This window comes from Microvirga thermotolerans, assembly GCF_009363855.1.
Taxonomy (GTDB): domain Bacteria; phylum Pseudomonadota; class Alphaproteobacteria; order Rhizobiales; family Beijerinckiaceae; genus Microvirga; species Microvirga thermotolerans.
On record NZ_CP045423.1, the window covers coordinates 3688929 to 3712269 of the forward strand.

At 60.4% G+C, this 23341-nt stretch carries 17 protein-coding genes; 5 read left to right on the forward strand and 12 right to left on the reverse strand.

Annotated features, from left to right (window positions below):
* Positions 1–26: 26 nt before the first annotated feature.
* The 4 genes from GDR74_RS17475 to GDR74_RS17490 all read right to left on the reverse strand — a co-directional run bounded on the left by GDR74_RS17475 (position 27) and on the right by GDR74_RS17490 (position 4271).
* A complete protein-coding gene (locus GDR74_RS17475; RefSeq protein WP_152587495.1) occupies positions 27–821 on the reverse strand; it encodes a WecB/TagA/CpsF family glycosyltransferase in 795 nt (264 codons plus the stop codon).
* Between the two features lie 57 nt (positions 822–878).
* Complete coding sequence (locus GDR74_RS17480) at positions 879–1472, reverse strand: sugar transferase (RefSeq protein WP_152587496.1); 594 nt, start codon at positions 1470–1472, stop codon at positions 879–881.
* A gap of 516 nt (positions 1473–1988) precedes the next feature.
* Complete coding sequence (locus GDR74_RS17485) at positions 1989–2792, reverse strand: CpsD/CapB family tyrosine-protein kinase (protein WP_152587497.1); 804 nt, start codon at positions 2790–2792, stop codon at positions 1989–1991.
* Positions 2793–2801: 9 nt separating this feature from the next.
* Positions 2802–4271, reverse strand: a complete 1470-nt coding sequence (locus tag GDR74_RS17490; RefSeq protein WP_152587498.1) for a GumC family protein — start codon at positions 4269–4271, stop codon at positions 2802–2804.
* A gap of 289 nt (positions 4272–4560) precedes the next feature.
* On the opposite strand from GDR74_RS17490, the gene GDR74_RS17495 reads away from it, so the two are divergent.
* The 3 genes from GDR74_RS17495 to GDR74_RS17505 all read left to right on the forward strand — a co-directional run bounded on the left by GDR74_RS17495 (position 4561) and on the right by GDR74_RS17505 (position 8689).
* A complete protein-coding gene (locus GDR74_RS17495; RefSeq protein ID WP_152587499.1) occupies positions 4561–5859 on the forward strand; it encodes a polysaccharide biosynthesis/export family protein in 1299 nt (432 codons plus the stop codon).
* A gap of 330 nt (positions 5860–6189) precedes the next feature.
* On the forward strand, positions 6190–7161 hold the full coding sequence (locus GDR74_RS17500) for a glycosyltransferase family 2 protein (RefSeq protein WP_152587842.1): 972 nt from the start codon (positions 6190–6192) through the stop codon (positions 7159–7161).
* 19 nt (positions 7162–7180) lie between these two features.
* Complete coding sequence (locus tag GDR74_RS17505; RefSeq protein WP_152587500.1) at positions 7181–8689, forward strand: O-antigen translocase; 1509 nt, start codon at positions 7181–7183, stop codon at positions 8687–8689.
* Between the two features lie 39 nt (positions 8690–8728).
* On the opposite strand, the gene rfbA is transcribed toward GDR74_RS17505, so the two are convergent.
* The 8 genes from rfbA to GDR74_RS17545 all read right to left on the reverse strand — a co-directional run bounded on the left by rfbA (position 8729) and on the right by GDR74_RS17545 (position 17879).
* Positions 8729–9610: a glucose-1-phosphate thymidylyltransferase RfbA gene (rfbA, locus tag GDR74_RS17510; protein WP_152587501.1), complete on the reverse strand. Its 882-nt coding sequence runs from the start codon at positions 9608–9610 to the stop codon at positions 8729–8731.
* A 1-nt stretch (position 9611) separates the two neighbouring features.
* Positions 9612–10514 (reverse strand): dTDP-4-dehydrorhamnose reductase, encoded by a 903-nt coding sequence (gene rfbD, locus GDR74_RS17515; protein WP_152587843.1) that lies wholly within the window; start codon positions 10512–10514, stop codon positions 9612–9614.
* Between the two features lie 2 nt (positions 10515–10516).
* Entirely contained in the window at positions 10517–11077 is a 561-nt protein-coding gene (rfbC, locus tag GDR74_RS17520; RefSeq protein ID WP_152587844.1) for a dTDP-4-dehydrorhamnose 3,5-epimerase, read from the reverse strand.
* 283 nt (positions 11078–11360) lie between these two features.
* Complete coding sequence (locus GDR74_RS17525; protein WP_194164571.1) at positions 11361–12287, reverse strand: FkbM family methyltransferase; 927 nt, start codon at positions 12285–12287, stop codon at positions 11361–11363.
* Complete coding sequence (locus tag GDR74_RS17530; RefSeq protein ID WP_152587503.1) at positions 12284–13810, reverse strand: O-antigen ligase family protein; 1527 nt, start codon at positions 13808–13810, stop codon at positions 12284–12286. The genes GDR74_RS17525 and GDR74_RS17530 overlap by 4 nt, the downstream gene beginning before the upstream one ends.
* A gap of 12 nt (positions 13811–13822) precedes the next feature.
* Complete coding sequence (locus tag GDR74_RS17535; protein WP_246179765.1) at positions 13823–15055, reverse strand: hypothetical protein; 1233 nt, start codon at positions 15053–15055, stop codon at positions 13823–13825.
* Positions 15056–15519: 464 nt separating this feature from the next.
* Positions 15520–16644 (reverse strand): glycosyltransferase family 2 protein, encoded by a 1125-nt coding sequence (locus GDR74_RS17540; RefSeq protein ID WP_152587504.1) that lies wholly within the window; start codon positions 16642–16644, stop codon positions 15520–15522.
* 125 nt (positions 16645–16769) lie between these two features.
* Positions 16770–17879, reverse strand: coding sequence for a glycosyltransferase (locus GDR74_RS17545; protein WP_152587846.1), 1110 nt, complete (start codon positions 17877–17879; stop codon positions 16770–16772).
* A 493-nt stretch (positions 17880–18372) separates the two neighbouring features.
* On the opposite strand from GDR74_RS17545, the gene GDR74_RS17550 reads away from it, so the two are divergent.
* Positions 18373–22923 (forward strand): DUF4082 domain-containing protein, encoded by a 4551-nt coding sequence (locus GDR74_RS17550; protein WP_152587505.1) that lies wholly within the window; start codon positions 18373–18375, stop codon positions 22921–22923.
* Between the two features lie 75 nt (positions 22924–22998).
* Positions 22999–23325, forward strand: coding sequence for a hypothetical protein (locus tag GDR74_RS17555; RefSeq protein WP_246179767.1), 327 nt, complete (start codon positions 22999–23001; stop codon positions 23323–23325).
* The last annotated feature ends 16 nt before the right edge of the window (positions 23326–23341 follow it).

Below are 23341 nucleotides of genomic sequence, written 5' to 3' on the forward strand. Positions count from 1 at the left end.
TCACCTTACCCGAACGCGGGGGATGCTTAGGATACTCTTCCGGAGTATCTACCGACGATTGCCTCGAGCAGAAGAACGGCAAAAACGGCGTTGGTGCTGAAGTACCGCCACGCCATGCGCCTCGGCTCCTGCAGCAGCCGGTGCAGCCACTCCAGTCCCAGTCTCTGCATGATCTCCGGCGCCCGAGTCACCTTCCCGGCGAGGACGTCGAACGACCCGCCCACGCCCATCAGGAAGGGAGGCGCAAGCGCATCGGCATGAGCGGCAAGGAAGCGCTCCTTTTGCGGCGTCGGCATCCCGAGAAAGAGGCAATCGGCCCCGGAGGCGTTGATCTGTGCGACGATCTTGCTTTCCTCCCCCGGAGCGAAGTACCCGTTGCGCGCGCCTGCGAATACGAGCCCCGGATATCGCTCCCGAGCGACGGCCATCGCCTTTGCAAGGACGTCCTCGCGCGCTCCAAGGAAGTACGGACGGAAACCCTCCTGAGCGCACCGCGCGAGAAGATTCTCCATCAGGTCGACGCCGGCGACGCGCTCGCTGACCGGAATGCCCTGAAGGCGAGCCCCCAGAACGATGCCGAACCCGTCGATGCCGATGATATCGCTCCTGAGAACGTCGCCGCGCAGGACGGGGTCGGATCGCATCTTGACCAGTTTCGCCACGTTCATCGCGACGTGGCGCACACGGCGTCTGGAACGCATCGACTCGACGGCCGCCTCGAGGGTTTCCTGAAGCGTCAGCACATCGATGGGAGTATCGAGAAATACCGCTCTCACTGCCGCACCTCTAGAGGTTTCTCGGCTCTTATGAAGGCCGCGCATCGGAAGGCCCGTCCGGGGATGGAGGCTTGGCAAGCATCGCGTTCATGCCCACGCGCCTCAGTACGCGTTCATCCTGCTCGTGAGGACCAGGACTCCCGTCCGGAACAGGATCTTGATGTCGAGGAGCAGCGAGGCGGTCCTGATGTATTCGAGATCGAACAGAAGCCGGCGCTGCATGTGCGCCAGCGTGGGCGTTTCCCCGCGTGCGCCGTTCACCTGGGCCAATCCGGTCAGACCGGGAAGGGCAGCAAAGCGCATTCCGTAGGACGGAAGCTCGGCAAGATACTTCTCGTCATGTACCAGAGCGTGCGGTCGCGGCCCCACCAGCGACATCTCTCCCTTGAGGACGTTGAGCAGCTGCGGCAGCTCGTCGATGCTCGTCCTGCGGATCAGCCGGCCGACGGGCGTGACGCGCGGGTCGCACGATGTGGCCTGGGGGACCTTCGGGTCGCTGCAGCATTCGGCATACATCGACCTGAACTTGAAGATCTCGAAGGGAACCTTCTTCCACCCATGCCGCCGCTGCCGGAACAGGATCGCGCCCGGGCTTGTGAAACGGATGCCCAGTGCGACCAGAAGCATGAGCGGCGAAATAACGGCGAGCAGCACCAGGGCGGCGACAATGTCGAGGCACCGTTTCGCCGGGGACATCAGATAGGGGCTGACCTCGGAGCGTGTCTCGACCCTTCTGATGCGGCGCGTTACGACGAGCGTACGCGCGGTCAGAAGAGCTGCTCGCTGCGGGGAGAGCCTGACACCGACTTCGTTCGATAGTGCATTCCGCACAGCCATCGGCAACCTCTCTGTGAAGCGAGATCTTTTGCCGAAAGATGATTGTTGGCTTGCCTTTAGCGGTCAACGCTGCATAGAGAGCTAGACACGATTTGTCCGCCGACAATGAATTACCTATGGAGCGGCAGCCACTTTCTCCTGTTGCGCGGTGGGGCTGTCGCACGATGCATGAGCGGTAATCCGCTCTCGCCAAACCTTACACGAATTGGGAAGAGAGAGGGAGAGAGCGTCTGGGCTCCGGATCCTGGCGATCCCGCTCCTTTGAGAAGGGCTGGGGAAATAGCGAATGCAGCACTCCGGCAATCGGAATCGCAACCCGCAATCATCCTTTCATGCTAACCCGGTCCTCGCCTTGGTGCATGGCACTTTCGCGTCTCAGTACCCATAATCCTGCGGCCCGAAATGGCACTTGTTGAGCACGACTCCAAGAACCCGCGACTCGCGCGCGAGGCTCCGTTCGCAGATATCCACTTCGCCGAGCGTGCTTGTCTCGGCAGCGACGACAAGGATCACGCAATCGACGTTCGGCAGAAACGCTATGACGTCATCGTTCACCAGCATGGGCGGCAGATCGTAAAGGATGACATCCGGCTTCAGCTTTTCTTTCAGGTTCGCCAGAATCGGCGTCGTTCTCGGACTTTGCAGGAGCTCCGATGCATAGAGAACGGGATTCGAATTGGCTCCGATGGCCACATTGTCGCCGTAGCGGACGAACGCCTCTTCGATGCTGGCCTCGCCCTTCAGAAACTTTTCTATGGAATACGTCTTATCGAGACCGAGAATGTTGCTGACCTGCGGCCTTCTCAAATCCAGGTCGACGAAGACCGTCCGGCAATCCTTGAGACTCGCGAAACTGAATGCGAGGTTGAGCCCGACGACCGTTTTCCCGCACCCAGGCGTGGGAGAAGTAATGGCGACTGACGTCCATTTGTTCTGCCGCAGCATCTTCAGGATCTTTGTCCTGAGGATATCGAAGGTGAAGTTGGCTGCATCCATGCGGTCGATCGTGACCACGCGCCCCTGAGCGACGCGCCGGCGGTCCAGCCTGATAGGCGGCAGTTTCCGCCAGGCGACCTCGCTGGAGAAGGACGGCGGCGGAGATGCATTCCCTATCTCGGAGAAGGCAACGAGAGCGATTTCCCTCTCGAGGTTCTCAATCGTGCTTTGGATCCGTTCCATGGCGCGCGTCTACATTCCTATGTTGCGTCGAAGTGCCGTGGGAATGAGCGCGAGCTTTGTCGAGCGCGTCTCTCCCGCTGCGGGGATATAGGGAATCGTCGCCAGCGGCTCGATCTGCAGAGCTTCGATCAGCTCGATCGGGCGCCGAATGCTCTTGTTCAGGAACTCCATGAGAACCACAAACCCGAATGCCAGGACGAGTCCCGCCACGGCGCTGCCGGCCGCAATCGCAAAGCGCTTAGGTCCAATCGGCCGCTGTGGCGGCGATGCGAGCTCGAGAATGGAAAGCCTCTCTCCCTTGGAGCGCATTTCGATTCGCTCCCCGGTAGAGGCATCCGCCAGTCGGCCCGACGCCACATTGTACTGGGACTGCACATTCTGGTACTGGCGCTCCAGGGCATTCAGCGTGGCCTCGTTGCCGGGCGTTGCAGCGATCGTTTGGGCAAGGTTCGCGAGCTTCTCATCGATCGCGTCCTTTTCCCTGGCAATCAATTGCAGGCGCTGGTCGATGTCCGCGAGCTGCATGTCGAGATCGGACAGGCCGCTCTTCCCGTCGCCAGCTCCTGCTTTGTCGGAACGCTCAGCCTGGACCGCCTTCTCCAGGGCTGCAATCTGGGTCTTGAGGTTGACGATGCCAGGGCTCTGATCCGCCAATACGGTGCGCTGCTCGGTCAGGACCCTGCGCAACTGCGCCAGGGTCTGTTCCGCCGGCGTCATGGCGGCTGCATTGGGCGAGGTGTCGGTTCCCGCCAGCACCCGCATCAGCCTCGAGCGCCCGTCCCGAAGCGACGACTCCTCGCGGCTGAGCTGCATCAGCCTCTCCTGCAGGTTGAGCTGCTGGGTCCGGCGGAAGCTCAGGCTCTCCGGCAGCGCATCCTTGTTCCGGTTCTTGAAGTCGGAGATCTCGCTTTCGAGCTGACTGAGACGGCTCGCGAGCCGCTCCGTTTCCTGCTGGAAGAACCTCAGAGTCTCGCTGGCTTGTCCGCTGCGAATGTCGGCGTTCTTCTGAATGATCAGCTTCACGAACTCGTTGACCACATCCGCAGCCAGAACGGGATCCTTTGCCTTGAAGGATACGACGAAAGCCGTTGCGGCTTCGCTTCCGCGAGGCGCGTCCAGACGGATGGGATCGACGCTCATCCGCGAGCGCATGTCGTCGACGATATCGTTCTCCGATGCCTCCGAGCGGTCTTTGTACAGGCCGAAACGATCGGCCAACGCAAGGAGATTGGGGCGCGTCATCATCTGCAGCTGGACCAACTGCATCTGCTTCACGATCTCCACGGGCACAGTCGGGCGCGCTAGGCCGGCCGAAATCTGGGGAGATTCCACGATGATCTTCGCATCGGCCCGGTATGTCGGAGGGAGAATGGAGGCGACAAAGAATCCCAGCCCCGAGACGCTTAGCAGAATGGCGAGGAAAAAGGGTAGCCTGCGCAGGAAGATGGACCTGTAGAAGCGAATGTCGAAATTTCCCATGGGCTGCTCACTCGCTTATGGTCAGGATTATCGCTCTCATGCGCGAACGGCTTGCGGCCTCTCAAGATGTCGTACAACTCGATCGAGCAGAAAGGTTCTGGACAGCTCCGATATCGTTCGCGGCCCCGCATCGGAGAGGAAAATTTATATCGGCCGCCTCTGAAGTGTCCAGTTATTCAAGCGGCTCAGAAGGAGTACTTTCAAGTAATACCGTTGACGGTTTCTGTAGAGTCGCCGAGATTTGGCGCTCGAGGCCTTTTGGAACGCGGTTATTCGGACGGCTGCAGACATGATGAAGTTACGGGGCTATAGACGCATTCCCGCACGTAGCGTCGCCTTTGGCTTGGCCGCGGCGGGCTTCATGGTTCTGCTGTCGCAGCCCTGCCTCGCGCAGACCTATCCGATTGCGCCTCAAACGAGCCTTCGTATCACTGTGGTGCAATGGGTGCCGTCGAAGGGCGAGTACCAGCGGTGGGATGCCGTCGGCGGGGAGTTTACGGTGTCTTCCGGCGGCATTCTGTCCATTCCGCTTGTCGGCACGATCGACGTCTCCGGCCTTGATAGCGGATCTCTCGCCGCCAGGATCGCACAGCAGCTGAAAGACAAGGTCGGGCTGATCAGCACTCCGGACGCTACCGTGGAGATTCTGGACTACCCCCCACTTTACATCGTTGGGGCTGTATCGAAACCCGGAGAGTACAAATTTCGCCCCGGGCTCACGGTACTGCAGGCTCTTGCCCTGAGCGGCGGGCGCTTCCGCGCAACGACGGAAGGCGGCGACAAGGGGCAGATCAGCATGCTGGGCGAGCTGCAAAGCCTGCGGGAGGAAATCCTTCGGACGCTGGGACGGATCGCACGCCTGCAGGCAGAGGGTTCTGGCGCAAGGCAAATTCAGTTTCCCGACGAATTCACCTCCTCGAACAACAAGATGGTTGCCGAGATCAGGGCGCAGGAGCAGATCATTTTCGAGGCGCGCAGGAACGCGCTGGAACGGCAGCTCCAGAACCTGTCGGAACTCCAGAACCTCTTCATCGCCGAGATCGACGTGCTTCAAAAGAAGACCGAGTCTCTCGACGCTCGCCTCAAGACGGTCGGAGAAGACTTGGCGAACGTGAAGTCGCTGGTCGAACGGGGTATTGCCACCGTTTCCCGCAGGACCGAGCTGGAGTTCGCGGTCGCGAACCTTCAGTCGAACCGACTGGACGAGATTACCGCCGTGATGCGCGCCAGGCAGAACCTGAGCGAAGCCAAGCGGAACGCCCTCAGCCTCAGGGACAAGCATCAGACGGACGTCGCGGCTGAACTCCAGGAGGCTCAAGCGAATCTGGAGCGTCTGCGCATCAAGGAAGACGTCTTGAAGAAGATCTTGATCATCAGCGACCCCTCGTCTCTTGCCGGGCGCGAAAAGACCGAGGACGTCGATCCTGAACTTTCCTATACCATCGTCAGGAGATCCGGCGACAGTGCCGAGGAACTGCCGGCCTCTGAGTCCACGCTTCTGATGCCGGGTGACGTTGTCAAGGTCGCGATCCGCGCGACATCGCCGAACGTGAAGACCAGCTCGGCATTGCAACAGCCAACCCAGTGAACCACAGCTGTAGATGCATCTGCCATTGGGGCGGAATCCCGCATCTTTGCCAGACTGAAGACCGTAGCATTGAGAATGCCTCCGTGCTTCTGAAGCAGCATCGAGCATGTTCACGTTCGAGATCGCGACGCCGGAAATCCGATATTCGTGCGGCATAAGACCTTTCTTTCGGCGCTTCGCGATCCATCGTTCCTCTGGCCGAATGTATTCAAACCGTCCGTGTCTTCAGACGGCATTAGCTCCAAAGGGCGATGGACGCGCGGCGCCTGCGGCCAATATCTTTTTCATGATTTTCTTATTGAGACCCTTTTCCTTATCGAGGACCACGAAGTGACCGCGCGACACCGAACCGGCACATCTCTTTCCGCTCCAGCGGCGGACCTTCCCTTGTCTCTCATTGTCGTGACCTATAACAGCGCACGCGTCCTGCCGGGTCTTCTCGATTCTCTCCCCGAAGGACTGTCCGGAATTCGCGATGCCGAGACCATCGTCGTCGACAATGCATCATCGGACGGAAGCGCAGACATTGCTGCCCGGCACCCGTCTCGCCCAAGGGTCATCAGGATGCGCAGCAATGCGGGATACGCAGCCGGTATCAATGCCGCAGCCGAAACGCTCGCCAGCGACCGTCATATTTTGATTCTCAATCCCGATATCCGGCTTCGACCCGGATCGGGCCTGAGTTTGCTTCACCGGCTCCGCGACCCTCGCGTCGGCGTTGCAGTTCCGCGCATGCTGAACGAAGACGGTTCAATTGCATTGTCGTTGCGCCGAGAGCCATCGGTTGCAGCAGCCTGGTCGGAGGCCTTTCTGGGCCGCCTCGCATCTCTAGCCGGCATGGGCGAGATCGTAGGAGATCCGACCATCTACGCTCAAGGCGGTCCCGTCGAGTGGGCGACCGGCGCGGCACTGGCCGTTTCCGCCCAGGCCCGCCGCGTGGTGGGCCATTGGGACGAGAGCTTCTTTCTCTACAGCGAGGAGGTGGATTATCTCCGTCGGGTCAGGGAGTGCGGATTGTCCGTGATCTATGTGCCCGAGGCCGAGGTGATCCATATCGGCGGGGAGTATCGCGAGAATCCCATGCTTTCCGCACTTCTTGCGCGTAATCGTATCGAATACTTCCGGCGGCATCACGGACGGGTGGCGGCTGTCTTATTCCAGTTCGGCATCGTTACAGGCGCGGCGTTACGATCGTTCCTGGGCCCCGGTCACAGAGCAGCCCTTCGAGCCGCCCTGCATCCGTCCCGGCCTCCTGTCGTCTTGAGAAAATCCGCTGGACAGTTCACGGCCGCAAGCCGCTAGCGCAGGTAAAGCCAGATCGATGACGGATGCGACGAGCCGGGACGCCAAGCCAAGCTATGGCCAAATTCTTCGGTCGACAGCCCAGATCGGCGGCTCGTCGATCGTCAACATTCTTCTGGGCCTCGTCCGTAACAAGGCCATCGCCCTTCTTCTAGGTCCATCCGGGGTAGGCCTGACCGGTCTCTACATGGCAATCGTCGAACTGTCGCATGGGCTCGCCGGCCTCGGAATTTCCAGCAGCGGCGTGAGACAGATCGCGGAAGCCGCGGGATCGGACGATCGGAATCGGATTGCCGTGACGACCACGATCCTGCGGCGGATGTCGCTCATTCTCGGCGCTGCAGGCGCGGCGATCCTGTTTCTCCTTTCTGAGCCCGTCGCGGCGTTCACGTTCGGTGACCCCGGGCACGCAACCGGGGTCGCGCTGCTTTCTCTTGCCGTACTGCTCCGGTCGGTCTCGGCTGGACAGACCGCGCTCGTGCAGGGCCTGCGCCGCATCGGGGATCTTGCCCGCATCAACATGCTGTCGGCCTTGTCCGGCGTGGCGGTCGGCATCCCGCTGATCTACCTGTTCCGTGAACAGGGCATCGTACCTTCTCTCGTCGTGACGACCGGCACTGCGTTTGCAACGTCCTGGTGGTTCAGCCGCAAGGCCGCAATCCCTTCCGTCCGGGTTTCTCCAGCTCGCATGCGGCCGGAGATCGCTTCGCTGCTGAAACTTGGCCTGGCATTCATGGCAAGCAGCATTCTGACCATGGGGGCAGCCTACGGAATCAGAATCATCGTCCTGCACGAGTCGGGGATCGAAGCTGCCGGCTTCTATCAGGCTGCCTGGACTCTCGGCGGCCTCTATACGGGCTTCATCCTTCAATCGATGAGCGCCGATTTCTATCCTCGTCTGACCGCGGCCGCCGGCGACAATCTGGAATGCAACCGCCTCGTCAATGAGCAAGCCCATATCAGCATGCTGCTTGCCGGGCCTGGCGTTATCGGTACGCTGACATTCGCGCCGCTGATCATGACGATCTTCTATTCAACGGATTTCAACGCGGCCTCCACACTCCTGAGATGGCTGGGCCTCGGAATGATGCTCCGCGTGGTCGCCTGGCCCATGGGGTTCATCGTTCTCGCCAAAGGTGCTCAAAAGACCTTTTTCTGGACGGAGGTCGCAGCTGCAGTCGTGCATGTGGGCTTTGCCTGGCCCCTCATCGGCCGGATCGGAGTGAATGGCGCCGGCGTTGCCTTTTTTGCCCTGTACGCCTGGCATAGCGCCATCATCTACCTGATCGTCCGCCGAATGAGCGGATTCCGCTGGAGCAGAGCCAATCTCGCACTGGGACTGGTCTTCCTCCCTCTCGCGGGGGCGGTATTCTTAAGTTTCGCGTTCCTGCCTTACTGGCCTGCATTGACCCTAGGCCTCGTGGCCACGGCGATCAGCTGCCTCTATTCATTGAAATCGCTCCTGACCCTCGTCCCGTCAGAATCCTTGCCCAGCCGTCTCAAGCCTCTGTTCGGAAAGCTGACGTAAGGCATAAAGGGCACCCCTGGCGTTACCCTTTCAAGGCGCTCAGGAACCCTCGGCAGCGCCCTGCGCTATCTGAAGAAGATACTGACCATACGAGCTTTTCGAGAGTTCCCGGCCGAGCCGCGTGAGCTGATCTCTGTCGATCCAGCCAAGATTGAAAGCAATCTCCTCCGGACAAGCAATGCGGAAGCCCTGACGTTTGCTGAGTGCGCGCACGAACTCTGTCGCCTCAAGCAAGGCATCGGGAGTGCCGGTATCCAGCCATGCGAAGCCGCGCCCCATACGCTCGACCTGCAGTTGCCCGCGTTCCATGTATGCCCGATTGACGTCGGTGATCTCCAGTTCTCCTCTGGCCGACGGCCTCAGGCTCATCGCAATATCCACCACCTGGGCATCATAGAAGTAGAGACCCGTTACCGCCCAGTTGGATTTGGGGCGCTGCGGCTTCTCCTCGATCGAAACTGCCTTTCCCTGAGCATTGAAATCTACGACACCATATCGCTCCGGATCGGTGACATGATAGGCGAAGACAGTGGCGCCCTCGGTCCGACTGCGAGCGGCGGAGAGCATCTTCGGCAGGCCATGACCGAAATAGATGTTGTCTCCCAGGATCAGTACCGAAGGCCCTCCGGCCACGAATTCGGCACCAATGATGTAGGCCTGCGCGAGCCCCTCAGGCTTGGGCTGCACAGCATAGGACAAACGGATTCCCCATTTCTCGCCGCTGCCGAGCAACTGCTTGAACCTTGGGAGATCGTCAGGCGTCGAGATGATCAAGATGTCACGCACACCCGCAAGCATCAGCGTCGTCAGCGGGTAATAGATCATCGGCTTGTCATAGATCGGAAGAAGCTGCTTCGACGTCACATAGGTCATCGGATGCAATCGCGTTCCCGATCCGCCCGCAAGGATGATTCCCTTCATTCTAACGCTCCTGATGTCCGGCACCGGCAAGAAGGCGACTTACGCAGAGATCGAGCGATGCCCTCCAGTGAGGCAGAGCAATCCCGTACGCTTCGTTCAGGCGCCGGTTGTCGAGTTGGGACTGTAGAGGCCTTCGGGCCGGTGTCGGGTATTCTGCGGTGGTTATCCGCCGAACGCGGGCTGTCGGCCCTCCCAAACGAGACGAACACGTGAAGATCGCTTCTGCGAACTCGGCCCAACTGGCACTCCCGGATCCGGTCATGTGAAATATGCCGCGGAGCCTGGCCTCGCCCGGATGTTCCAGAAGCTCGCGAGAAACCCTCAGAATTCCGTCTGCGAGATCGAGCGCACTGGTCGGAGAGCCCACCTGATCCTCAACGACGGAAATTTCATCGCGCTCCTGAGCCAGCCGTAGCATCGTTTTGACGAAATTCTTTCCAAAGGGGCTATAGACCCATGCGGTGCGGAGAATCACGTGATCTTCAGTCCTTTCCGCAACCGCCCGCTCTCCCAGAAGCTTCGACATGCCGTAGGCGCCAATCGGGTTCGGGTGTGCATCTTCCCGATATGGCACGGGAGCGGAGCCATCGAATACATAGTCCGTCGAGATCTGGACCACCGGGACACCGATCAGGGCGGCCGCGTGAGCCACGGTTCCAGCCCCGAAGGCGTTGATGGCTCGCGCAAGCTCCGGCTCCTGCTCCGCTTGATCGACGGCGGTATAAGCCGCGGCATTGACGATCAGGTCGCCTCCCATTCTGGAGAGAGTGTCCACGACCATTTCAGGCACCAGGAGATCCAGGGCCGGCCGGCCCAGCAGAACGACGTCCGCACCATGATACTGCGCCCGCTCTTCCAGCGCTCGCGCGACCTGTCCCTCCCGCCCTACGACCAGGATCCGCACGGTCATCCCTCGAACAAATCGGATGGAAGGTCTGCAAGCCGCGGGTGCCGCATGTCCTTTTCCGAGAGAATTGCCTTTTCCGAAGACACAGGCCAGGGAATCCGAAGCTCGGGATCGTTCCAGGCCAGCCCCCGGTCATGAGCCGGAGAATAAGGAGCGCTCACTTTATATTGGACCTCGGTATTCGGCTCCAGGGTGCAGAACCCATGCGCAAAGCCCTTTGGGATATAAACCTGACGACGATTCTCCTCCGAGAGTTCGATTGCGACATGCCGCCCGAAGGTTGGAGAAGAGCGCCTGAGGTCGACGGCGACATCAAGAATTCGCCCCCGCCCAACACGGACGAGCTTTGCCTGAGCGAAGGGTGGCGCTTGAAAATGAAGTCCCCTCACGGTTCCTGCATGTAAGGACAATGACATATTGTCCTGAACGAAAGTATCGTTTATCCCTGCAGCAGAAAAAGCTTGTTGACTATAAGTTTCCGCAAAAAATCCACGAGCATCGCAGAACAGTTTAGGCTCTAGGATTTTGACATCAGTCAATTCGCTTACTTCTACTTTCAGCACGTCCTGCAATCCTTCATGTCGTTATTCGGCTTAGCTGCAAGAGGCTCTCATAGCCTTTCTCAAGAGATGGAGGCAAATGGACTCCACCGACGGCAAGAATATCGTCCTTGGACTAGATAGCAAATCCTTGCCATCACAGCGAACGCATAATGGAGGTGGTCGAGGTCTCGTGCGAATTACTCCATGCCAAATTGAAGGCATGGATGCTCATGGTAACTCTGAATGAGCGAGAATATTTGGGACCATTGTCAATCCGAATGGAAAACTGAAGCTTGACGGTTCAGATCGCACCTTCAATCCCTACCGACGACAGGATACCGGCTTCCAATGCAGCTGAGCGGATGGCGATGATGTGTCGTGCAGGCCACGGCATGGCCGAGAGCACCGTCTCCGCCTCAAAGGACCTCACCTCGCGAAGCGCTCTGCGCATCGGATGATAAAAGAAGAACCGATAGCCCTGCCTGGCGATCTCCCGATACAGTGTCAACGAGGCAAGGCCGAGCAGAAGAATCATGATATCGACTCTGCCCTTCCCTATCGCGTCCATAGCTCCTGCCAGCACCTGCGGCTCATGTCCGGCAACGTTCACTTTCAAAATGGACAGGTGCGGCAGGCCTAATCTCTCCAACTCGTCCGAGAGTCGGCGGACCGGGACAGTCTCCCCGGAACCGGCACAGTTCGATAATCCGCTCATCCACGTTTGCTCTTTCGTTTCGAACGTCAGCTCGCCATTCAGATCGGATAATGCGAGCCTGTGGACGGCGATTCTATCGCCGACACCGTTCTCTTCGATGTTGAGGCGCAAGGTTGCGACATTGGCGCTGCTGGGCTCGTAGGCATGCACGAAACGACAGGGGAGCCTGGCCGCGAAAATGGAGAACTGCCCTATGGCAGCTCCGACATCGACGACTGTCCAGTCCGGGCGAGCAACCTCACGGATGAACGCATATTCTGGATCGATGAAGTCTCCGAACATCACAAGTGTGCGCGGAAGCTGGCTCGGATAGGCGAACTGAAGCCTCGGCCCTGAACGAAGGATGATCTTGGCTCGGTCGGGACGCTGGAGCCTGAGGCGGAGGAGATGGGCCGACCCTTCCAAGGCATTGCGAAGCCCGGCAGCGCGAATCCCCCACTGGACCTTGTGAACGGCATTGCTGGACCGGTGGACCGCCTGCTCGATCCGTTGCCTTAGATTCACGGTCATCATGACCCTCTTCCCTTGCGGCCCAATGAGGCTCCCGCCGAACGATGCCTTGTTGTCTTTGATGCTTCTTCTCCTGAGAGAGCGGCCGGGGTTCGACGATGAGAGAGGCGCTGCCTCGCCGATCCCTCGATGGCACGGCGTGCCGACAGCGGCTTGGTTTCGACATCGAGGAGCCAGACCCCGCTTCCCAGAAGGAACATGAACAGAACATAGGTTCCGTTCCAGAAATGCACCGTCCAACCGACGAGGAAGAACCCCGCCATCGAAAACAGATGCGCCATGCGGTACTGATCGAGTTTCGGATCGAGCCCCTGCTTGAAGCACAGCGCGATCACGATCGAGAAAAAGGCCAAAAGCATCGCCAGTGCGGCCGGAATTCCATTCAGCACCGCGTGAATGAGCCAGAACATGTCGATGCTGTTCGGCATCCAGTCGGGCCGCTCCCATTCGTTGAGGCCCACGCCGAAGAAGGGATGGTTGAGGGCCGACTCCGATCCGAACCGCCAGATGAGGACCCTGTAATAGGCCGAGGCCTCATCGAAGGAAAAATGGCCAATATAGAATTCCGGGACGGACTGGTTCGACACGACCGCAACGAACATGTACATCGCAGCCACGATCCCCCAGAAAAGCTTCCATCGCTGGACGCTGGCCTTCAGGACGCCGTTCCACGTTATCAGACCGATCTGCGCGACGACGGCCGAGATCGGTCCTGCAGACATGCAGAGGAACGCCGCAAGAAAGGCAAGGCCTGTCTTGCCGTAGCGTGTCAGCGCAGTCTTTCCATAGCCGAGGACCATGTACACCATTGCAACGATGCTGCCGGTGAACACGCCGTACAGGATCGGATGCTCCAGAAAGCCCTGAACCCTTCGCAACCCCCACCTCGGCTCGTACGGACTGTCGGGAGGCGTGGGAAACACGGTGCCGAAAATCTGGAGGGTGAGATTGCGGCCTGTCAGCGACTCGACGAGCGTTAACGGAAGAAACAGAACGAAGAGCTTGAAGAGCAGGTTGACCATGCCGTAAAAGCTCTCCGCATCGCGGATGTAGAGGCGAGCCAGGAGATAGGGCCCCATCGTTTCGATGAGGATGACGGCGCTCGGTTGCAGAGCCACGTTGACTCCGTGGATGGCCACGAGACCAAGGACGCACCACAGCGCGTAGAAGAGCAGGGCGATATCGGCAACCCGAATCCTGCCTGCCCGGCCGGTGCACCACAGGGCGAGGGACGGCGCCAAGGTCAGGAGAAGGACGATGCGGTAGACGGACAGGCGGACCGGGCCGACCTGGATAATCCATGGGATCACGAGCGAAATCAGCAACAGCGCAGCAGGCCACGGCAGGCGGGATTTCCCGGGCTTCGGGCCTCTCGCGACGACAGGCGTTGAGGCGGCTCCCTCGACTTCTGCAGTTTCCCATCGATTCGGCCGCGCTCTGCTCGCTTGCCCCGGCGATGCAACGTCCTGCACCCTCATTTCGGTTGGATGCATCTCCTTCCGGCGGAACTGCGTGCGCCTGCTCATGAAGGAATTGCTTCAGGCGCGATTGAACGACGACAAGTCCTTGACGACGCCTCCCGAAAGCCACGCGTACAGAATCCATCCCAGTTCATAGGGGCGGCATTCATAGTCGACCTCTCGTGGTGGGAAGATCCGGTCGAGTCCTGGAATGTGCGCACCCGGGCTCAATGCCGTCGTTATGGCTGAGATCGAGCGCACGGCTTTTCCCGGTTCCCGGCGGCCGACCTTGCGCCAGATCACACCATGCTCTTCCGAGATCAGATCGAGGTTGACCTCGGGCCTGCCCTCGAACCATCGCAATCCCCTTACGATCTGGCTCCGGTAATCCATCCCTCCCGCTTCCAGCAGTTCGAACAGCACCATAGGGGCCATGGCATGCTGGTGAACGCTGTAGACGGGATACCCTTCGACGACATCGCCGGTGCGAATATCGTAGTGCCACCACCACTGGCCGGAGATCCCTTGGTGCCGGCAGATCACGGACGCACAGGCCTCTGCCGCTTCAAGCGCCGACCTGTCCCCGGACGCGGCGGCGAGACGCGAAAGCGCCTGGATCGGGTAGACCTGATCCGCGAAGGAACCGACGTGTCCCCGCAGTTGAGCACCTCCTTGCGGAGACACGATGTGAGGAAACAGTCCGCTCGGCCTTTGGGCGGTTCTCAGGCGCTCGGCGGCCATGGATTGCAACGCCCGCGTATCTCCAATGAACCGAGCTGCCAAGGCTGCAGTCAGCGTCCAGGCGCATTCGACGGTCGACAGCGATACGTCCTCCATATAGGCGGCTTCAAGGCGCCGGAAGATGCTTTCGGCATCGCGCTCTGCAATCTCTGCCGCCGCCCATGCCGTCAAGGCAAGCGCGCCGAGATCGGAACTCGCCTCAGCCCATGCGAGAAGCTTCTCCACGAACTCAACGGCTGTCGAGCCTCCAAGAATGTCCCGTTGCCGCGCCTCGTCCAGATAGGCCGCCCCCAAGGCCACTATTGCGGAATAGCGCAGGTTCGTACCTTCCAGCTGGAGCACAAGACCCGATCTCGATTGAATGCCCCTCAAGGTCTGGGCGAATCCGCCGTCGCTAAGCATCTGCGGCAAGCCATTCCTTGCGACCTCAAGCAGACGCTCGATCGTATTTCGGACGTTGATGGGAGTGACCCATGACACGTTGACTCGGCTCCAAGAGGCTTGCCGATCCGGCATGGGGATCACGGATGCCTGCGGGGACTGATGGGTCAACGGATGATTAGCGTTCATGACCTTGCCAAGTTTATCGTGTCACGGATGCCGAATGATGCCGCAAAACGTGCCAGGCCTCGTCTGCAATTGTGATGTACCCCTATCGCCAGGACAGGGATGGGGGCGTAAAAATCCCTCCCCGGCGAGACGTGCCGGAGATGCGGCCTTGGCCAAACTTCTTTCTGTTCGATCTCCCTCTGTAAAAGGAAGCCAAATTAAACCGTTATACTTCCCGCCGTGAACCCCGCAACTCATGTGCGAGCAGATCGCCATGGGATATTCCTCCAGTTTCCTTGCGCTCCAACCCAACCACAATCGGGAGCAGGATGACGGCAATCGGCTAACATGCATCGATGATCGGATTGAGAAGGTGAGCTTCGTTCCCCTGTCGCCAGTCTGCAGGCACAATCTGTTCAACACCGAAGAGCACGCCTCATCCCAGAGGCCGAAGAGACACATCTCCTGCAGGAGAACGGAGGTTCTCAGACCCCGACTCGCTTTCGTCGCCAGGTCCGTAGCGCCTCGCCCGATCGCCATGCGATTGCGGCCGGCGCCCACAGAGGATGGAGGGGCAGGACTGTCATGCCGAGCCGTTTCCTTCGTTCAAACGCTCTCCCGGCACGGGTCTTGTCGACACCCGGGTAAATCTCCCGGGCGATCTGCTCGAATTGGGCCACCGGAAAATTCCTCTTTCCCCGGGCATAGGCATAGTTTGCATAGTCCAGCGCCTGGCACGCGAGCGTACGTCTGGCAAGGCCGTAGAGTTCGGCACATTCCGGAAGCGCACGTCCCAAGCCTGTGAAGATTGCTTCGAAGGATCGCCACCTTTCGTCCAGGTCGACGAGTTGACCGTTCGCAGTGCCGGAGTGGAACATGTTCTTGTGCATATTGACGGCATGCTGCCGGTAATAGCCCTGGTCGACGCCTGCCAGGAAACCGATATCCGATACGCATGACGTTCTCAGCCACATCTCGAAGTCGCCGGCATGTGGGAGGTCGCAGCGATAACCTCCTATCGCGCTCAGAACGGAGCGCCGCATGACGGCGGCAGGGGTGGAGACGACGTTATAGCCGGTTCGACAACGGGCTCTCAGCCAATCCGCTCCCTTCCAGACGATCCATTTGGCCTCTCCCACCCTCGCGGGAGGCAAGTCGCGAGAGAACTCGACGACATTTCCATAGACCAATCCGACCGAGGTTTCTGCCATTAGAAAGGCGGCGGCTCGCGTCAAGGCGCCAGGCGTCACCAGGTCGTCGGCCGAGAGAAGAAGGACGAACTCGCCCGTCGCGAGCCGAAGTCCGTCGTTGTAGGTCTGGATATGCCCCCTGTTCGTCTCGTGAGCCAACACGCGGACGCGAGGGTCGGACCGCTCGAGTGCACGCGCGACCTCGAGGCTGTCATCGGTCGACTTGTCGTCGACGATGATCACCTCGACATCAATGCCGGGCTGTTCGTACAGGACGCTCTCGGCGCACTGTCTGAGGCAATATCCATAATTATAGCATGGAACGACGACGCTGACGTTCGCAACTCTGGCCAAGGGCTGCGGAGCCTTGATCCTGCCTCCGACGCCGGCTACGGAAATGCGGTCTATGGCTTGAAGCATTTGCGATGCTCGGGAAAATCAATTCCGTTTGCAGGGAAGACTATGCACCTCGAACGAAGCAGCCACGATTCCGTCTGGCACTATGCGTCTCATCGTACGATGCCTTTCTTTGCAGGGTGCGGCGGCTAAACGGCACGGCCTAAGACATACCGCACATTGCTCCCCACCTCGGCCGATCCTTCGGTGCCGCCCTGCAGAAATTCGGTATAGGTTCCTATGACATCGCCCCGCTCCCGCTCCGGAGAATACTCCGACAGGATGAATGCGGAGGCCTCTCTCCCGCGCCTCTGGCACCAGCCGCCATCCTCCCGATCCCTGTTCACGGCTCTTTCCACTTCGGACGCGAATGCCAGAACGTCGGCTGAGGGAACGGGCATGCTGAACTCGGGACGGAAGAATTCGCCACCTCCGAATCCATGGTATCCGATTACATAGTTCCCACATGCCATCGCTTCGGCAGCGGGAAGGCCGAAGCCCTCCTGCTCCGAGAAGGAAAGGAAGATCCGGCTCGTTCTGAGAGCGTCTCCAACCTCGGCAGGAGCCATGCCATCGATCGGCAGGATCTGCCAGTCATCCAGGACCCTCCTCGCGCGCAGGATCCCGAGAACAGGGGGTATGTCCCGCTCCCCACGCCGCGGCATGTAGGAGATGCGTTTTGCCCGCGACGCATCTGTCCAATAGTAGATGCACGGGTCTATCGAGAGACGGATCCGGCGTAAGCGAGGGGGATTGAATGCATGTCTCATGACATGGAGGCTATGGTCTGAAACCGTGACGACGCCGACAAGGTCAGGATTCTCTGTATAGTGATAGAGCTCCGTTCCCGTAGCCCGGGTCCACGTGAGATGAATGCCCTGATTGAAGATGGCGTGCTTCAGCCCTCGCGGGAGCCGGTCGAGGATGTCGATGTCGAGCTCGGTGAGGACGAGCAGATCGTTCCTGCATATGGTGACTTGCTGCACGTTCCTCACGGGCGCGCGATGTTCGAACCATGTGCAACGGAAGTTGCGGCGCCGATGTAGCACGACGGCATGCAAGCCGGCGGCATTCAGGATGTCGACGTGCCTGTAGAGCGTCCTTACCCCACCTGAGGGACGGTTGTAGTCCGGCACGAGAAAATAGACAGTCGGCTCGCTGGCGTCTTCGTCGCGGAAGGAGAAGACGATCCGGCGACGCCGGATCCGCTCGACGGTTGCGGCAGCCTTCCTGTAGGCCGATTTCAGCGCGGCTTCCATTGTCACGGCATTCCATTGCCCGTGGATTGCACTTATCGACTCCGCGCGAGGCGAGCGCCTCCAAGAGAAGCAAACAGAAATTGTGCTCGGTCAGTTCCGATAATCGGTAAGTAAGTCTTCCTTTGATGCGCCCCACAAGACCGCCTGCGGAGCTATCTCAAGGTTTCCCGACCCAAGCAGGGTACCTCTTCCGTACACGTCGGTCCTTTGGAATAGGGGGCCCAGCGGTCGATTGAAGAGGCTCCGCACTGGCGCAAGGACCGGCTTGAGCCTTTTGTTTCGCTTCTATCTTGCCGACCTTCAAGAAACTCTTCCCCACTTTATGGGACTTCATGTGAGTTAACCTCATTGTCTTTCTATCTGAGAAAATGGATCGGCGAACTACCTACTAAGCGACACCCTATGCTTTATCGGCCAACTTTTAATGCCGTAGGCCCTGTGAGATGCTCACGAGACGTCTTTTAGGACTTTCATAGCTTGAAAGGAGCCTGCGATGCTTTGGGCAGGCAGACATCATTTTCAATTTCTTTTCGATCGTATGCGCCTCAGCGAGGGCGCAACCCCGAAATCCACCGACACTTTAGAGAACGCCACCCTCACGCCCGATGCGTTTGAAGACACCTCCGGTCATGTCCAATCCTATCTTGGCGCACTCTCGCAGGTGGGAAACGAACGCCTTGATGTCGTATCCGGCGGCAGATCCGGGCGCACCTCGCTGCACGAGGATCATACGGGGCCTACCCCGCACGATCACGACGTCGGGATCGCTCCTGTCGGGCATCTCGATCCGCTTCCCTCATCGCTTCCAAGCAATCCCCTGATCGCCTCGCCTCAGGCGCCGGACGCGGCAGTCGACCCGGCGGTCTATGGCACTCCGAGTCCTCAATTCTCAGGGAACGCCCTTCCATCCGCAGATCTGCTGCAGACGAACAGGGTCAGGGATACGTCCGCAGACCAGTCCTCTTCCATACCTGCGCCGTCATCTGCCCCTGATCAGGAGACCGCGGGTTGGCTTCCTGGCGGTGGACCTGAGGCCCGGGGCGGGGATCCGAGCGCGTCCTCAACCCAATCTCCGATCCTGCAGGGACCGGTCACCACCGCAACGGCCTCCTCGCGGCCTTCGGCGGCAGCGGCCGTGACAGCGGCGGCCGCTGGCAACACCATCGTCCTGGAGAACCAGAAGCAGGGAAGTCCCGTCAGCGAGTGGGGCATCGACGGAACCGGGAGCGCGAATATCGAAGGATTCGCGACCGAGATCAGCATCAACCGCGGGCAGCGCGTCGATTTCAAGATCAACACCAACTCCACCAATTACCGCATCGATATCTACCGTCTCGGCTATTACGGGGGCATGGGCGCCCGCAAGGTCGCCACGCTGCAGCACAGCGGGCTTCAGACACAACCTGCCCCCTTGCGCAATGCGGCGACCGGGGAGGTCGACGCCGGGAACTGGTCCGTATCGGCATCGTGGAACATTCCAGCCGATGCGGTGTCCGGAGTGTATATCGCAAAGCTGGTACGTCAGGACGGCGTGCAGGGTGCGAACCACATTCCTTTCATCGTCAGGGACGACGCGAGTACGAGCGATATCATTTTCCAGACGTCCGACATGACGTGGCAGGCCTACAACCCGTGGGGAGGAGCGAACTTCTACGGCGGAAACGGGCCCGGCACCGGAGTGCTCGGCAACGGACGCGCTTATGCCGTGAGCTATAACCGCCCGATCACGACCCGGGGCGGCGCGCTCTCTTCGGGTCCGCAGGACTACATCTTCGGCGCCGAATATCCGGCCATCATGTGGCTCGAGAAGAACGGATACGACCTTTCGTACATGGCCGGAGTGGACACGGACCGTTTCGGCAACCTGATCGGGAATCATAAGATGTTCCTGTCGGTCGGGCACGACGAGTACTGGTCGGGCCGGCAGCGCGCCAATGTGGAGGCGGCCCGGGACGCAGGCGTGAACCTCTCGTTCTGGAGCGGGAACGAAGTGTACTGGAGGACCCGTTGGGCTCCGAGCATCAGCGCAGATGCCACCCCGTATCGGACCCTGGTCTCCTACAAGGAAACATGGTCGAACGGCGACATCGACCCCAGCAACGAATGGACGGGGACCTTCCGCGATCCGCGCTTCGTTTCCGCCACCGCGGTCGGGGGCGGCGTCCCGGAGAATGCGCTGACGGGGACGTTGTTTCAGGTCGACTCCTATCGCCGGGACTCGATTACGATCGGATATGACGATGCCAATCTCCGTTTCTGGCGCAACACCAGCATTGCAAACCTGCAGCCCGGCCAGTTCGCGACGCTGCCAGCCGGCTATCTGGGCTACGAATGGGACGAATCCCCGGACAACGGCTTCAGGCCGGCCGGCTTGATCACGCTTTCGTCCACGACGCTTCCCGTGAGCCAGTACCTGCTGGATTACGGAAACACGGTAGGCAATGGCACGGCGACCCATAATCTCACGGTTTATCGTGCGGCAAGCGGCGCTTTGGTCTTCGGAGCCGGGACCGTCTATTGGGCGTGGGCCCTCGATGCCAACCACGACAACGAGCCGACGCCGACCGACGACCGCGTCAAGCAGGCCATGGTCAATCTTCTTGCGGACATGGGCATCCAGCCCGGGTCCCTGGAGGCAGGACTTGTGCCTGCGACAAAGTCCACGGATACGACGAAGCCGGTGTCGACGATCACGTCCTTCGGCGGCGGTGAAACTGTTCCTGTCGGCCAAGCCGTTACCATCTCCGGGACTGCGGCCGACAGCGGCGGCGGGGTGATCGCGGCAGTGGAGATCTCCACCGATTCCGGACAGACCTGGCATCGCGCGACCGGCGACGAGAACTGGACCTACAGTTGGACGCCGACCGCAGCGGGCACGTTCACGATCCTGACCCGGGCCATCGACGACAGCGTCAATCTCGAGGCGCCCGGCGCCGGCCGTACCGTGACCGTCACCGGAAGCAGCCTTTTCTCCTCGTCTGCGACACCGGCCATCATCTCGGATCCAGACTCGAGCGCCCTCGAACTGGGGGTCAAGTTCCAGGCGTCGGTGTCCGGAACGGTCAATGGGATTCGTTTCTACAAGAGTGCCGATAACACGGGCGTCCATACGGGATCCCTCTGGTCGAGCACGGGAACACGGCTCGCCACGGTTACTTTCACCAATGAGAGCGGCAGCGGCTGGCAGACCGCGCTCTTCTCGAATCCCGTCACCATTACGCCCGGCGTGACATACGTCGCCTCCTATCACACGGATCGAGGACACTACTCGGCAACGTCCAACTACTTCACCAACGCGGTCACGAGCGGCCCCTTGACCGCCCCTTCGAGCTCCGCTTCGGGAGGTAATGGCGTTTTCGCCTATGGCGCGAGCTCCCTGTTCCCGACGAACAGCTATCAGGCGACCAACTATTGGGTCGACGTTCTCTTCAGTCCGTCGAGCTCGACTGTGAACCGCCCCCCCGTGGCCAGCAATGACAGCGGATACTCGACCACGGCCAACACCGCCCTCGCCATACCGGCCACCTCCCTGCTCGCGAACGACACCGACCCGGACGGCGATCCGCTTTCGATCACGGGCGTGAGCGCACCCAGCAACGGAACGGTGGCATTCAACGCGCAGACGAACACGGTCACCTTCACGCCAGCGGCCGGCTATACCGGCCAGGCCGGATTCACCTATACCGTCGGCGACGGGCGCGGCGGGAGTTCTTCGGCGAGCGTCAGCCTCAACGTCACTGCGCCCGGTTCCGGCCCCGTCAGCCTGTTCTCCCCGTCTGCCACGCCTGCAGTCCTGTCGGATACCGATCCAAGCTCGGTCGAGCTTGGCATGAAGTTCCAGACCTCCGCCGCCGGGACGGTCAGCGGCATCAAGTTCTATAAAGGTTCCGGCGACACCGGCACGCATCAGGGGCGTCTCTGGACCGCAAGCGGAACGCTGCTCGGCACCGTCACCTTCTCCAACGAGACCGCCAGCGGCTGGCAGACCGCCACCTTCGCGAACCCGATCAGCCTCACGCCCGGCGCGACCTACGTCGTCTCCTACCACAGCAATGGGCACTATGCTTCCACGTCCAACTTCTTCGCGAGCGCAGCGACCAATGGCCCGCTGACGGCGCCTTCGAGTTCCGCATCCGGCGGCAACGGCGTCTACGCCTACGGCACCTCCGCGCTGTTCCCGACGGCGAGCTACCAGGCGACCAACTATTGGGTCGACGTCCTCTTCAACCCCTCGAGCGGTGGAACCAATACGGCGCCGACAGCGAACAACGACAATGGATTCTCGACAGCTCAGAATACGGCTTTGACGATCAATACGTCATCTCTGCTCGCCAACGATACGGACCCGGACGGAGATCCTCTGAGCGTCACGGGGGTCAGCGGCGCAACCAACGGCACTGCGACCTTGAATGCGCAAGGCACGGCCGTCACCTTCGCGCCTGCGGCGGGCTACACCGGTCCGGCGGCGTTCAACTATTCCATCTCCGACGGAAAGGGAGGAACGGCCTCGGCCAGCGTCAGCCTGACCGTGACGCCGCCATCTTCGAGTACCTCCGTCAGCGTGTTCTCCCCGTCTGCCACGCCGAGCATTCTGTCCAGCAGCGATCCCAATCCGGTCGAGCTTGGGATGAAGTTCCAGACCTCTGCCGCCGGGACGGTCAGCGGCATCAAGTTCTATAAAGGTTCCGGCGACACCGGCACGCATCAGGGGCGTCTCTGGACCGCAAGCGGAACGCTGCTCGGCACCGTCACCTTCTCCAACGAGACCGCCAGCGGCTGGCAGACCGCCACCTTCGCGAACCCGATCAGCCTCACGCCCGGAACGACCTACGTCGTCTCCTACCACAGCAATGGGCGCTACGCCGCAACGCCGAACTACTTCACCTCCGAGGTCGCGAGCGGGCCGCTGACCGCGCTCGCCGATACGGCCGCCAATCGCAACGGCGTCTACGCCTATGGCTCCTCCAGCTTGTTCCCGACGAACAGCTATCAGAAGACGAACTACTGGGTCGACGTCGTCTTCAATCCCCAGGCCGCAGCATAGGAAAGAGCATTCCCGTCATCGGATCCGAACGCATTCCACCCATCGTCCAGACCACCCATCGCCTCAGGAGCGCACATGACCAGCAGCAACGAAGTCTACTCGGACGGCATCTCCGAGATCACCGTGACGGGCCCGATCGTCCGGATCGATCTCATGAGCCTCTCGCCCTCGGAGCGGGACGCCAATAACAATCCCAAGCCGGTTTTCCGGCAAAGAATCGTGATGCCCATCGACGCCTTCGCAAATGCGGTCGAACTGATGCAGAAGGCGGTCAACGGACTGGTCGAAGCCGGTGCAATCAAGCAGACGCCTGTGGTCACCAACATCGGCGATCACGTTGCCGGATCCGGGAACGGGATCTCCCCCGGCGCCCGCAACTCCTCCCCCAATTTCTCCTCTTGATCGAAAGAGGCCCCCG

Excerpts from the sequence above, each read along its gene's own strand:
- GDR74_RS17530 (WP_152587503.1), bottom strand. The coding sequence starts at position 13,810 with ATGAGCAGGCGCACGCAGTTCCGCCGGAAGGAGATGCATCCAACCGAA.
- rfbA (WP_152587501.1), bottom strand. The coding sequence starts at position 9,610 with ATGAAGGGAATCATCCTTGCGGGCGGATCGGGAACGCGATTGCATCCG.
- GDR74_RS17540 (WP_152587504.1), bottom strand. The coding sequence starts at position 16,644 with ATGCTTCAAGCCATAGACCGCATTTCCGTAGCCGGCGTCGGAGGCAGG.
- GDR74_RS17480 (WP_152587496.1), bottom strand. The coding sequence starts at position 1,472 with ATGTCCCCGGCGAAACGGTGCCTCGACATTGTCGCCGCCCTGGTGCTG.
- GDR74_RS17525 (WP_194164571.1), bottom strand. The coding sequence starts at position 12,287 with ATGATGACCGTGAATCTAAGGCAACGGATCGAGCAGGCGGTCCACCGG.
- GDR74_RS17490 (WP_152587498.1), bottom strand. The coding sequence starts at position 4,271 with ATGGGAAATTTCGACATTCGCTTCTACAGGTCCATCTTCCTGCGCAGG.
- GDR74_RS17505 (WP_152587500.1), top strand. The coding sequence starts at position 7,181 with ATGACGGATGCGACGAGCCGGGACGCCAAGCCAAGCTATGGCCAAATT.
- GDR74_RS17545 (WP_152587846.1), bottom strand. The coding sequence starts at position 17,879 with ATGGAAGCCGCGCTGAAATCGGCCTACAGGAAGGCTGCCGCAACCGTC.
- GDR74_RS17485 (WP_152587497.1), bottom strand. The coding sequence starts at position 2,792 with ATGGAACGGATCCAAAGCACGATTGAGAACCTCGAGAGGGAAATCGCT.
- GDR74_RS17555 (WP_246179767.1), top strand. The coding sequence starts at position 22,999 with ATGACCAGCAGCAACGAAGTCTACTCGGACGGCATCTCCGAGATCACC.
- GDR74_RS17535 (WP_246179765.1), bottom strand. The coding sequence starts at position 15,055 with ATGAACGCTAATCATCCGTTGACCCATCAGTCCCCGCAGGCATCCGTG.
- GDR74_RS17495 (WP_152587499.1), top strand. The coding sequence starts at position 4,561 with ATGATGAAGTTACGGGGCTATAGACGCATTCCCGCACGTAGCGTCGCC.
- GDR74_RS17475 (WP_152587495.1), bottom strand. The coding sequence starts at position 821 with ATGCGCGGCCTTCATAAGAGCCGAGAAACCTCTAGAGGTGCGGCAGTG.
- GDR74_RS17550 (WP_152587505.1), top strand. The coding sequence starts at position 18,373 with ATGCTTTGGGCAGGCAGACATCATTTTCAATTTCTTTTCGATCGTATG.